Origin of the sequence: uncultured Campylobacter sp., assembly GCF_938017615.1 — a bacterium.
Lineage (GTDB): Bacteria > Campylobacterota > Campylobacteria > Campylobacterales > Campylobacteraceae > Campylobacter_B.
This window is the reverse complement of sequence record NZ_CALIJA010000145.1, coordinates 1-10,712: the sequence shown is the minus strand read 5'-3', so window position 1 is coordinate 10,712 and position 10,712 is coordinate 1. Positions and strand designations below refer to the sequence as shown.

The 10,712-nt window shown below is 46.1% G+C and carries 15 protein-coding genes and 1 pseudogene; 9 read left to right on the top strand and 7 right to left on the bottom strand.

Features of this window, described 5'->3' with window-relative positions:
• The 5 genes and pseudogenes from Q0620_RS07470 to Q0620_RS07450 all read right to left on the bottom strand — a co-directional run.
• A pseudogene (locus tag Q0620_RS07470) lies at positions 1-204 on the bottom strand (hypothetical protein); the annotation flags it as partial.
• Positions 189-407 carry a hypothetical protein gene (locus tag Q0620_RS07465; protein ID WP_298784175.1) on the bottom strand — a complete coding sequence of 73 codons (219 nt, stop codon included), beginning with the start codon at positions 405-407 and terminating at the stop codon, positions 189-191. The gene Q0620_RS07465 and the pseudogene Q0620_RS07470, both read right to left, overlap by 16 nt.
• Positions 408-456: 49 nt before the next feature.
• Positions 457-1,182 carry a hypothetical protein gene (locus Q0620_RS07460; RefSeq protein ID WP_298784174.1) on the bottom strand — a complete coding sequence of 242 codons (726 nt, stop codon included), beginning with the start codon at positions 1,180-1,182 and terminating at the stop codon, positions 457-459.
• Positions 1,183-1,325: 143 nt separating this feature from the next.
• A complete protein-coding gene (locus tag Q0620_RS07455; RefSeq protein ID WP_298784173.1) occupies positions 1,326-2,144 on the bottom strand; it encodes a cache domain-containing protein in 819 nt (272 codons plus the stop codon).
• The gene (locus tag Q0620_RS07450) at positions 2,141-2,512 is read right to left on the bottom strand and encodes an HIT family protein (RefSeq protein ID WP_298784172.1); all 372 of its coding nucleotides are present in this window, start codon (positions 2,510-2,512) and stop codon (positions 2,141-2,143) included. The genes Q0620_RS07455 and Q0620_RS07450 overlap by 4 nt, the downstream gene beginning before the upstream one ends.
• 162 nt (positions 2,513-2,674) lie before the next feature.
• Here Q0620_RS07450 and Q0620_RS07445 point away from each other — a divergent pair, with 162 nt between their 5' ends.
• Positions 2,675-3,883 carry an MFS transporter gene (locus Q0620_RS07445; RefSeq protein ID WP_298784158.1) on the top strand — a complete coding sequence of 403 codons (1,209 nt, stop codon included), beginning with the start codon at positions 2,675-2,677 and terminating at the stop codon, positions 3,881-3,883.
• Between the two features lie 239 nt (positions 3,884-4,122).
• On the opposite strand, the gene hemB is transcribed toward Q0620_RS07445, so the two are convergent.
• Positions 4,123-5,100 carry a porphobilinogen synthase gene (gene hemB, locus Q0620_RS07440; RefSeq protein ID WP_298784157.1) on the bottom strand — a complete coding sequence of 326 codons (978 nt, stop codon included), beginning with the start codon at positions 5,098-5,100 and terminating at the stop codon, positions 4,123-4,125.
• 63 nt (positions 5,101-5,163) lie between these two features.
• On the opposite strand from hemB, the gene ribA reads away from it, so the two are divergent.
• The 4 genes from ribA to Q0620_RS07420 are packed head-to-tail and all read left to right on the top strand — an operon-like array spanning position 5,164 to position 7,044.
• Positions 5,164-5,724 carry a GTP cyclohydrolase II gene (gene ribA / locus Q0620_RS07435; RefSeq protein WP_297905488.1) on the top strand — a complete coding sequence of 187 codons (561 nt, stop codon included), beginning with the start codon at positions 5,164-5,166 and terminating at the stop codon, positions 5,722-5,724.
• The gene (rsmG, locus tag Q0620_RS07430) at positions 5,721-6,299 is read left to right on the top strand and encodes a 16S rRNA (guanine(527)-N(7))-methyltransferase RsmG (RefSeq protein ID WP_298784156.1); all 579 of its coding nucleotides are present in this window, start codon (positions 5,721-5,723) and stop codon (positions 6,297-6,299) included. The genes ribA and rsmG overlap by 4 nt, the downstream gene beginning before the upstream one ends.
• Positions 6,299-6,505, top strand: coding sequence for a hypothetical protein (locus Q0620_RS07425; RefSeq protein ID WP_295153197.1), 207 nt, complete (start codon positions 6,299-6,301; stop codon positions 6,503-6,505). The genes rsmG and Q0620_RS07425 overlap by 1 nt, the downstream gene beginning before the upstream one ends.
• On the top strand, positions 6,502-7,044 hold the full coding sequence (locus tag Q0620_RS07420) for a hypothetical protein (protein WP_298784155.1): 543 nt from the start codon (positions 6,502-6,504) through the stop codon (positions 7,042-7,044). Before Q0620_RS07425 ends, Q0620_RS07420 begins: the two co-directional genes overlap by 4 nt.
• A 254-nt stretch (positions 7,045-7,298) precedes the next feature.
• On the opposite strand, the gene Q0620_RS07415 is transcribed toward Q0620_RS07420, so the two are convergent.
• Positions 7,299-7,463, bottom strand: coding sequence for a hypothetical protein (locus Q0620_RS07415; RefSeq protein ID WP_298784153.1), 165 nt, complete (start codon positions 7,461-7,463; stop codon positions 7,299-7,301).
• A gap of 150 nt (positions 7,464-7,613) precedes the next feature.
• Here Q0620_RS07415 and Q0620_RS07410 point away from each other — a divergent pair, with 150 nt between their 5' ends.
• The 4 genes from Q0620_RS07410 to Q0620_RS07395 form a co-directional block, all read left to right on the top strand.
• Entirely contained in the window at positions 7,614-8,816 is a 1,203-nt protein-coding gene (locus Q0620_RS07410) for a chloride channel protein (protein WP_298784151.1), read from the top strand.
• Positions 8,817-8,866: 50 nt separating this feature from the next.
• A complete protein-coding gene (gene htpX, locus Q0620_RS07405; protein WP_298784149.1) occupies positions 8,867-9,727 on the top strand; it encodes a zinc metalloprotease HtpX in 861 nt (286 codons plus the stop codon).
• 51 nt (positions 9,728-9,778) lie between these two features.
• Positions 9,779-10,201, top strand: coding sequence for a peptidoglycan-binding protein LysM (lysM, locus tag Q0620_RS07400; protein ID WP_297913759.1), 423 nt, complete (start codon positions 9,779-9,781; stop codon positions 10,199-10,201).
• A gap of 293 nt (positions 10,202-10,494) precedes the next feature.
• On the top strand, positions 10,495-10,712 hold a 218-nt coding region (locus Q0620_RS07395), incomplete at its 3' end, for a hypothetical protein (RefSeq protein ID WP_298784146.1).

Below are 10,712 nucleotides of genomic sequence, written 5' to 3'. Positions count from 1 at the left end.
TTTTTTGGCTTTTAGTTTATTCATAAAAATTTCCTCAAACGTCTCATTATTATCATGATGCGTTTTTAATATTTCAAACCAATTCGATAAATTTATACCTTCCAATTCATAATACGCAAGTTCATATTTGCTACGCCAGGAGCTACCATAGGTATTAGCTCTATAATCATTGATCATTTGATCTAGTTTTAGCTCATAATCCAAATACTGCCCTCTTTGGGCAAAATTCTGTTTTCTTTGAGGCAATAGCCCTGCTTGTATTTGTCGTAGTCAGAAAGGGAAACTATCACAAAGCCTCGCGAAATGGAGTAGTCGGGGATTATGCGGATAAATGCGGCACAGAGTATTATTATAAGAAGCAGCACGCCAGCTATCGCTTTAAATTTAACGGATTTATAAAATTTCATACCGACGCTCCTTTTAAAATTTAAAATTTCAGTTGTTTATATTCGGCTCTCAGCCGCCATTTAATTCCCGACTTTCCAAATATCGTTTTTTCATATCATATTTTATGTTTCCGCAGTTATCGAAATAAACTTTTATCCCTGAATTATTCTGTCCGTTATATGATTTTAAAGCCTTTTCATTAAGTGCAATATCTGAATAAAAGTTATGTTTGAAATACCCGTCATATAAAATATAATCTCGATTCAGCATGAAAAAAATATCTTTTCCGTAATATCTTATTAAGGGCTTTTCAAAACCGGCACTCATATCGTTCAAATTTATTTTTAAATATTTCTTTGGATCCGTAATTTTTGCGCCCAGCTCACCGATATAAAACTTATAAAGAAATTCGCCGTCTTGAGAGCCAAATTGCTTTGCTATATTCATATAATTAGCGAAATCCATATTTTCTACTTCATAATATGCAGGCTGATATTCAGATTTATAAGAATCATAATGCCCCTTGCGATATTCATTTATCATCTTGGATAATTCCAGTTTTTTATCCAAATACTTTTCAATTGCCTTTCGATATAGCTCCTCTTTGGGCAAAATTCTATTTTCTTTGAGGCAATAGCCTTGCTTGTATTTGGTGTAGTCAGGGAGAGAAACTATCGCGAAGGCTCGCGAAGTGGAGTAATCGGGAATTATACGGATAAATGCGGCACAGAGTATTATTATAAGAAGTAGCGCGCCAACTAGGGCTTTAAATTTAATAGATTTATAAAATTTCATACCGACACTCCTTTTAAAATTTAAAATTCCAGCGCAAATTTCCGTAATCTTGCGATTAAATTTAAAACGCTCGCTCGCCCCGCGCTGCCGCCGCCGCGACAAAGTAGCTAAGAGCGGCGAGCGCCTAAATTTAAATCTCGCCGCTAGCCTTCGCGATGCAAAATTATATAGCCCAGTTTCGTGCCGTTTTCGTCCGAAAACGCCCGCACGTAAAAATAATGCCCGTCCTTTTTGATAAAGCTCTGCGCCCCAAAATCAAGCGTCGCCAAAATCGACAAAACGTCGTAATCCGGTGCGCTGTTTACGACGATAAAGTCCTTGATAACGCCTATTTTATCGTAGAAGCAGTCGGTCTCAAACCTCTTATCTACGAGGATAAAAATATCGTTTCCCATACGGTTGATCTGCGCGATGACGTGCTCGAAATCGAGCATTATCTCGGCGCTTCCGATAAATTTACCGTCGCTAAAAACGGGCGAAATTCCGCGCATGAAAACCCCGCATCGCCCCATCTCCACAAGCGCCTTTGGAAGCAGGCTCTGGCGGATCTGCAAAAGCGAATGGCGAAAAGAGCTCAGATCGTCGTTGTAAAATTCGTCGCTCCAGCTCCTAGCCAGGCTCCTGGTGTTTTGCGTATGAAAATGTATCTTCACGCCCGTATAGAAGGGCACTGCACTCAAAATGTCTTTGTATTTTTTCGTCACGTCCATGCACTCGCCGTGCTTGCCGCTCTCAAAGCAGCGCACCACGTCGCTATTTTGCGACAAAATCAGCGAGATCGCAAAGGCGTTTAGCTTCTCTTCGTCCACGATCTTTTCAAACAGGCTCGCGCTAAAATCGAACTGCTGCTTGATTTTTATCTCGTTTTCCTCGCTTTTAAAGCGCAGGTAAAACGCAAAGGTGGCGACGCAGCAAGCAAGCGCGAAAAGGCTTAAGTATTTTTTTGAGCGCACGCCTATCATCTGAATTCCATCTTTAAATTTGCCGCCAGAATTTCTGCAAATTCGCTAAATTCCGGCAGATCGAGCTTGCCGTTTCGCATCTTTTTTCCCCAGACGGACTCCGGGAAAAAGCTGTCGTTTTTAAAGCGCGCCTGGATGTGAAAATGCACGCGCGGCACGTAGTTGGCGAAGCTTGCGATATTGATCTTATCGGGCGCATAAAACTCCCGCAGGCTCTTTTCGCACTGAAGCACGGCGCGCCACAGATGCGCCAGCGTCGCCTCGTCGCAGTCGCTAAGCTCTTTAAATTTCGCCTTCGTAAAGACCTTCACCCACGGCACTTCGTGCTCCTCGCGCTGTACGTAAATCATCTCGTCTTCGTAAATCATCGCTTCTCCTTGAAAACGGAATTTTAATGCAAAGCCCATTAAAGCTCGGTAAATTCCTCTTACATAAATAATATACTAAAATACATTAATTAAATATATCTATAAAATATCGATATATTCGTGATTTTTATGCTATAATTCTATTTTTTAAAAGGAATATATATGAAATCAGTTTGGATAATGATCCTATGCGCCGCGGCGATTTTGATGATTACGATGGGCATTCGTATGTCATTAGGTCTTTTCGTGCAACCTATAATGCAAGCAAATTCCCTATCCATCGCCCAAGTAAGCTTTGCGATGGCAACTACGCAGCTGGTATGGGGCTTTTCGCAACCGCTTAGCGGGATACTTGCAGACAAGCTCGGTGCCTACGTCGTGCTGTTTTGGGGCAGCGTGCTTTTGGCGATTAGTTGCACTCTTGTGCCGTTATTTAGCAGCGAAAGCTCGCTTGTATTAACGATGGGTTTTGGGCTTGCGCTAGGGCTTGGTGCAGGTAGTTTTCCAATTCTAATGAGCCTAATGGCGAAGCGCCTGCCATTTTCTATCCGCTCGGTTGCTAGCGGAGTGCTAAATGCAGGCGGCTCGTTCGGGCAGTTTTTATTTGCGCCTATGATTGGGTTTTGCATCGCAACGCCCGCTTTGGGATACGGCGGCGCATTTTTTACGCTCGCAGGGCTTAGCTTGCTAATTCTGCCGCTTGCAAGACTTTTGGCAGGCAGTAAAATTCTATTTGGCGAACAAACCAGCCTACATGAAGAAGATAAGCGCAGCTTAGGCGAAGTTCTGCGTTTGGCACTGCGCGATAAAAGCTATATTTTGATAAATTTAAGCTTTGCTACGTGCGGTTTTCACGTAGCGTTTTTAGTGACACATCTGCCTAGCGAAGTAGCACTAAGCGGGCATGGCGCGCAGGTAGCGTCCTTTTCGCTCGCACTAATCGGTATCGCAAACATCGTAGGCAGCTTATTCGTAGGTTGGTGTGTTTCCAAAGTGCGCTGTAAAGTCATTTTATTTTGCATATATGCTCTGCGTATCGCTCTTATTGGTGCTTATGTGCTCTCGCCCAAAGATAGCCTTACGTTTTATATCTTCAGCGTGGGATTAGGATTTACCTGGCTAGCGACCGTACCGCCTACTGCGGCTGCCGTAGGTAAGCTGTTGGGAACGCGATATTTAGCAAGCCTATTTGGATTTACGATGTTTTCGCATCAAATCGGCGGATTTTTTGGCGCATATATCGGGGGTCTTGCGGTACGGGCATACGGCGCGTATGATTATATGTGGTATTTGGATATGACGCTAGCGGCTATTGCAGCTCTGCTAAGCCTACCTGTGCGTGAAGCTAAGATGAAGCACGTAAAATTTTAAAAATTTTATGGGATTTTGAAATTTACGGACGGAATTTTCGCGAAATTTTGCAAGCTAAATTACGACAGAATTTTGAAAATTTTAAAATTTATCGGATTTGCCGCGGCGGAATTTTAAAATTTCGTTACCTGCGGCGGATTTTAAATTTTAAAATTTGCGCTACGTGCCGCGAAGTAAATTTCAAAGAACCAAGTCTCGCCGCTGCCGTGAAATTTTAAAATTCCAAAATTCTTAAAATTTTATCTTCGCGAGTTTAAAATTTCCGCGATCTCCTTGGCGTGATAGGTGATAATCATATCCGCGCCGGCGCGCCTTATGCCTATCATCGTCTCCATCATCACTCGCTCATAATCGATCACGCCCGCTTTTTTACCCGCCTGCAGTAGCGAGTATTCGCCGCTTACGTTATATGCGCAGATCGGCAGCAGCGTACGCTCTCTAAGGTCTCTGATTAGATCCAGATACGCAAGCGCGGGCTTTATCATCAAAATATCCGCTCCCTGCGCCTCGTCCTGCAGGCTTTCGTTGATCGCCTCAAATCTATTTGCGGGATCCATCTGGTAGCTGCTGCGATCGCCAAAACTTGGCGCGCTCTCCGCCACGTCGCGAAACGGCCCGTAGTAGCCGCTGGCAAACTTGCTCGAATACGCCATAATCGGCAAATTTTCAAATCCGCCGCGATCGAGCGTCTCTCGCAAGGTAGCGATAATACCGTCCATCATGCCGCTTGGAGCAATCATATCCGCGCCCGCTTTGGCGTGGATGAGCGCTTGCTGCGCCGAAATTTCAAGCGTCGCGTCGTTATCCACCGTCTGATGCACATGATCGATGATGCCGCAGTGCCCGTGGTCGGTGTATTCGCAAAAGCACAGATCGGTGATGACGAGTAAATTTGGAAATTTAGCCTTTATCGCGCACAGCGAAGTCGCGATGATGCCGTCCTCGCTTAGCGCGTCCGAGCCGATGCTGTCCTTTAGTGAAGGAATTCCAAAAAGTAAAATTTTATCCAAACCGAGCGACAAAAGAGCCTCACACTCTTTTAAAATTTCATCCAAGCTCATCTGAAATACGCCCGGCATCGAGGCGATCTCCTTTTTGATACCGCTTCCTTCCACCACAAAAAGCGGATAGATTAGAAAGCGGGTTTGCAGATCGGTTTGTCGCACCAGATCCCTAAGCATAGGGTTTATTCGTAGCCGTCTAAATCGTTTAAACATTATTTTTCCTTTTTTAGCTAGAATTGTGAGATTTATAATATCACAATCGGAGTAAATTTAAGCATGGATATAAAAATTTCAGAGGTCGCAAATCTCCCCTCCCGCTTCGGAAGCTTCCGCGTTCAGTCGTTTAAGCAAGGCGAGAAAGAGCATCTAGTGATATTTAAGCAACCTTTGGAGGGCGTCGTAAACGTGCGGATCCACTCGGAGTGCCTTACCGGCGATGCGATCGGCAGCCTAAAGTGCGACTGCGGTGAACAGCTCGAAGCGAGCCTAAAATATATCGAAGAGCATGGCGGCATGGTGATCTATCTGCGTCAAGAGGGGCGCAATATCGGGCTTTTTAATAAAATCAACGCCTACGCGCTACAAGATCAGGGGCTCGATACGATCGAAGCAAACCATCAGCTAGGCTTCAAAGCGGACGAGCGAACCTATGAGATCGTGGATTTCATACTCGCTCATTTTGGAATTTCGCGCATAAATCTGCTTACGAACAACCCGCAAAAGCTGCACGATCTGAAAGTAGAAGTGGTCGCGCGCGTGCCGATCATCATCACGCCTAATAAATTTAACGAAAACTATCTGCGCGTCAAAAAAGAGCAGATGGGGCATCTGCTGTGAAGCTTGCGCCGGGCGAGAGCTTTAACGAGCAGGTCGCTAAATTTAAAGCCTGTCTGCAAAAATTTAACCGCGTCCATAGCCTCACGAATTACGACGATTTGGACGCGGTGGTGCGCGACAGCCTAAGCGGAGCGAATTTCATACCGCGCTATCCGCGCATCGCGTGCGACATCGGCTCGGGAGCGGGCTTTCCCGGGCTATTTTTGGCGCTCGCGCTGCCGCTGTGCGAGTGGCATCTGTTTGAGCCAAATCAAAAAAAAGCGGCGTTTCTAACCTACGCGAAGGTTAGCCTTGCTCTAGCTAACGTAAAAATCCACGCCGAGCGCGTGCAAGACGGCGCAAAGCTGCGCGCCGATCTGATAAGCTCTCGGGCTTTGATGAGCGCGCGAAGCTTAATTGAAATTTGCCGCGGCTTTTACGATCAAAACACTACGTTTTTGCTCTACAAAGGCTCGGGCGCAGAGGCGGAAGCGGCGGAATTCCGCAAGGAATTTACGAGCGCACGCTGCGAAATTTTTAGCGGCGAAAACGCTTTGAAAAATAGAAAATTTTTAGTGATCAAAAGGGTAAAATAATGGGAAAAATTCTAGCCGTCGCCGTTATCGCGGCGCTCATATATTTTTTGATAGTGCCTAGATTTCGCATAAAGAAAAAGGACGATGCGACCGAGCTTTTGGCGTGCGACGAGTGCGGGACGTACTTTAGCAACGACGAGCTTGCTCTGCGCGATAAAAAGCGCCTTTGCAAATCCTGCGAAGCTAAACTAAGGGGCGGCAAATGATCATCCTAGGCCACGCGCTCGTGCCCTACGAGCCGCTGTATCTCATCAAAAACGGCGACGAAGTTTTCAAATACGACAATCTGCTCTTTAAATTTAACGACAGGCTCATCGCCGCCGCACAAAAGGCGCAGAAAAAATTTAGCGTTATTACGAACGATATAAATGAAATTTTACTCGCAAACGGCGCAGGTGCGCGCTTTATCATCGTGGATAAAAAATCAGCCGCGGCCGCACAAAAGCTGGCAAACGATTATCTTTTCGACGCCAAGATCGCGATGTTTATCAGCTCTACGCGGGCGTTAAAAAACTTAGCCGAGCTCGGAATCGACGCGGCAATCTTTAAAGACGCGATCGCAAACGCGCCCAAATCGCTACTTGCAAGCATTGGAGATAGCGTAGGCTTTAAATTTCACTTCGGGCTTCCGAAAAAAGATGAAATTTTCGGCGGCGCGCAAAAGCTCGCGGATAAAATTTCGGCTCTGGATAAAAAGCTAAGCGCGTCGGCAGCTGGTAAAAATGACGATATCTGGAAAAAATAGCAAAATCCTAAGCGAATTTATTCGCGGGTATAAAATTCCTATGACTCATGCAAATTAAAATTCCGCGCATAATTTCGCTTAGCCTCGCGGTTTAGAATTTAACGCGAATTTCACCCGCTTACGCGGATCGGAATTCTACGCGGAATTTTGCCCTCTTTCGCAAATTGGAATTTTGCGCGAAATTTCACGCGTCCTCTGCGAAATTCTCTCGCTTACTCAATTTAAAATTTTATCCGCTCGGATAGATTTAAATTTTACGTAGAATTTCGCCTGTCCTCGTGGCAAGAAATTTCAAATAGAGTTTTACCCTCCAGCGCGATGCGAAATTTTGCTAAATTTTCTACGCGCGATATAAAATCTATGTAAATTTTACTCGCGCAATTAACGTAAATAAAATTCTGCCTCTGCCTAAGCTTCATAGAATTTCGCGCAAAATTTACCTGCAGAGATGATATAAATTCTTAGCCATTGTTTTAAATTTTACTCGCGTTTTAGCTGCTTTTATGCGCGCGGTAAGGATTTTTTAAAGCTAAAATTTTATATAATTATGCGTTTCAAAAAGGCATATTTTGAGTACTAAATTCTTTCTAGCGATCCTTGCGATAGGCGTTATAATGGGGCTTTGCGCAGGGCTCTTAAACTTCGGCATCAACGAAATTGAAACTTTTGCTTTCGGGCATAATGATGAGGAATTTCACATTATCACGGAGCAAACCACTGCGCTTAGGCGCTTTCTTAGCGTCCTCGCAGCCGGCGCAATCGTAACTTTAATTAGAATTCTGCTAATAAGACTAAAACCTTTTTTAAACGTATCTTCAATGATGGAGGGGCAAAATCCGCCGTTTTGGCAAAATTTAATCCACTCTGTTTTGCAGCTAGTAGCCATCGCTCTGGGCGCACCGGTAGGCAGCGAGGCTGCTCCGCGCGAGCTGGGCGGCTTGTTTGCGGCTAAAATTTGCCGCGCCCTAAATATCGGCGGAGATGAGCTTCGGCTATTTATCGCATGCGGCGCTGGGGCGGGACTAGGCGCTGCATATAATGTCCCGTTAGCGGGCGCGCTTTTTAGCCTAGAAATTTTGCTTAAAAGCTTCGATACTCGAGCAATTTTGTGCGCCTTTGCCACTAGTGCGGTGGCTACAGCTACGGCGGAATTCGGAGCTTCAAAAGAAATTTATTACACAGTTTCGAACTTCGCCCCTACCCCACAGAATTTACTCGCAGCGGCTCTAATCGGGCTTGTCACGGGGGTCGCGGCAAAATACTTTCAAGATGGGGTGCGCTTATGCGAAAAGCTGCGCATAAAAAGCCTTAAAATCGCGCTTACGCTGCCGCTTGCATTCTTGCTTACCGCGGCGGTCGGCGCATACGTACCAGAAATTTTAGGTAACGGGCGCTCGGCAGCGCAGTTTGCTTTCAACTCAGCGTCCTTTAGCCCATATTTGCTTGCGATCTTGCTTTGCAAAGCGTTTTGCATTTTGATGATCTTTCGCTGCGGCGGATACGGCGGCACGCTAACGCCGAGTTTTGCGCTGGGCGCAGTTTTAGGGCTATGCATAGGATTTGCGATCGGCGAAATTCTGCCTATTAACCTAAGCGCAGCTGGGGTTTGCGGAGGGGCTGCCCTTTTAGCGATCAACCTAAACGCGCCACTTTGCGCCTTTGCCCTAAGTGCAGGATTTTGCGGGCTAAATATCAACTCATATTCGGTCGTCGTTTTTAGCATCGTCTGCGCCGTCGGCATTAGAAATTTATTGACAAGAAATTTAAAATAAGGGCGCTTCGCCGGTTAGAATTTGCGATTAAATTTCTTCAAGGGAATGTAATGGAAAAGCTAAAAACGGCGCTTTTGATGAGCGCGCTGGTGATGATTTTTATGTTTGTAGGTAACGCCGTAGGCGGACGTAGCGGCATGATAATAGCCTTCTGCGCGGCGTGTGCGATGAATTTTTTCAGCTACTTTTTCAGCGACAAGCTGGTGCTGAAGCACTACCGCGCGGTACCAGTGAACGAGGATAGCGAGCCGATGCTTTATGACATAGTGGACCGCCTCTGCGCGAAGGCGAATCTGCCGATACCGCAAATTTACATCATCGATGAGGAGGTGCCGAACGCCTTCGCTACGGGACGCAATCCAAATCACGCCGCCGTTGCGGTAACGCGCGGGCTGCTAAATTTAATGAACCCGCAAGAGATCGAAGGGGTGCTGGCGCACGAGCTAAGCCACGTAAATCACTACGATATTCTCATCGGTTCGGTCGCGGCGATGTTTGCGGGAGCTATCGCACTACTGGCAAATTTCGCGCAGTTTAGCGCGATGGTAGGCGGCGGTAACTCCAATAATCGCTCAAACGGGATTTTTATGCTCATAGCTGCCATCGTAATGCCGCTAGCTGCGAGTATCATACAGATGAGCATCTCGCGGACGAGAGAATATAAGGCCGATGCGGGTGCCGCGGCGCTTACGTCGCATCCGCAGTGGCTAATCTCGGCGCTTAAAAAGCTCGACGCCTACTCCCAAAACTACCGCATGCGCTCCGCAGATACCGCTAGCGCGCATATGTTTATCGTAAATCCCTTTGGCGGCGCGGCGAGCAGCCTTTCTAGGCTTTTCCGCACCCACCCAAGCACCGCAGATCGCATCGCCAGGCTAGAGCAGATCGGCAGAGATATGCGCCTAAGCTGATCGTTGGTAAATTTAAGATAAAATTTCGCCACTTTAACCAAAGGAGAAAACATGGGTTTACTTTCATTCGTAGCCGAAGCAGGCAAGAAACTACTAGGTCTAGGCGATGACGCCAAATCCGTAAAAGACGAGATCGCCACCAATCTCAGCTCTACGCCGGTAGAGGGGCTAGAGGTCGAGGTGCAGGGCGACACCGTCAAAATCAGCGGTAACGCCGATAAGGAAACTCTCGAAAAAGCAGCCCTCATCGCGGGCAACACCGCAGGCATCAAAAACGTCGAAATTGAGGGCATTAGAGAGGATAGCGCCGAGAACTACTACACCATCGTAAAGGGCGATAACCTATCTAAAATCGCGAAGAAATTCTACGGCGACGCGAACAAATACAAGATTATTTTCGACGCCAACCGCGAGGTTATCAAAGACGCGAACCTCATCTATCCGGGGCAGAAGATCAGAATTCCAAAAGCTTAAGCTCGCTTTTGCATGCTGTGGCTTGATTTTGCAAGCCGCGGATTTTACTTTTGCGAGCATTGCGCTGCGTTTGTGCGAGCAGTGATTTTATCAGCCCGCGATACAGCGCGATTTTGGCGAGCTAAATTTTATGAGTTAGCGAGACGCCGCGGTTTTTTACGTTTTGCCGGGCGCGGTTTTGCTTTTGCGAGACGCGCTGCGGCGGGTAATCTACTATCCGCCGCACCTGCGCGCCACCGCCCTATTTGAGAGCATATAAAACGCTTTAAAATTCCGTTTATAAAGAGCTAAATTTGGATAAATTTAAAGCCGGTGCTGCGCTAAGGAAAGAAGATGCTAGGGACTACGACAAAGAGCCACTAGTTTTGCGGGATTATTCTGGTTTTCCTTTAATTTTACATTATTTGTTTATTTTTATATTTTGGATTACTGCTTCTGGATTTTGCATTGGTTGCTTAGACGATTTTGAAAGTGGTATTTTAGATTTTGATGACATAAAACGAACGATAAT

Bases quoted from the DNA above. Each gene is read 5' to 3' on its own strand.
- Q0620_RS07465 (WP_298784175.1), bottom strand. From the start codon at position 407: ATGAAATTTTATAAATCCGTTAAATTTAAAGCGATAGCTGGCGTGCTG.
- htpX (WP_298784149.1), top strand. From the start codon at position 8,867: ATGGAAAAGCTAAAAACGGCGCTTTTGATGAGCGCGCTGGTGATGATT.
- hemB (WP_298784157.1), bottom strand. From the start codon at position 5,100: ATGTTTAAACGATTTAGACGGCTACGAATAAACCCTATGCTTAGGGAT.
- Q0620_RS07450 (WP_298784172.1), bottom strand. From the start codon at position 2,512: ATGATTTACGAAGACGAGATGATTTACGTACAGCGCGAGGAGCACGAA.
- Q0620_RS07415 (WP_298784153.1), bottom strand. From the start codon at position 7,463: ATGAAGCTTAGGCAGAGGCAGAATTTTATTTACGTTAATTGCGCGAGT.
- ribA (WP_297905488.1), top strand. From the start codon at position 5,164: ATGGATATAAAAATTTCAGAGGTCGCAAATCTCCCCTCCCGCTTCGGA.
- lysM (WP_297913759.1), top strand. From the start codon at position 9,779: ATGGGTTTACTTTCATTCGTAGCCGAAGCAGGCAAGAAACTACTAGGT.
- Q0620_RS07455 (WP_298784173.1), bottom strand. From the start codon at position 2,144: ATGATAGGCGTGCGCTCAAAAAAATACTTAAGCCTTTTCGCGCTTGCT.
- Q0620_RS07445 (WP_298784158.1), top strand. From the start codon at position 2,675: ATGAAATCAGTTTGGATAATGATCCTATGCGCCGCGGCGATTTTGATG.
- Q0620_RS07420 (WP_298784155.1), top strand. From the start codon at position 6,502: ATGATCATCCTAGGCCACGCGCTCGTGCCCTACGAGCCGCTGTATCTC.
- Q0620_RS07460 (WP_298784174.1), bottom strand. From the start codon at position 1,182: ATGAAATTTTATAAATCTATTAAATTTAAAGCCCTAGTTGGCGCGCTA.
- Q0620_RS07425 (WP_295153197.1), top strand. From the start codon at position 6,299: ATGGGAAAAATTCTAGCCGTCGCCGTTATCGCGGCGCTCATATATTTT.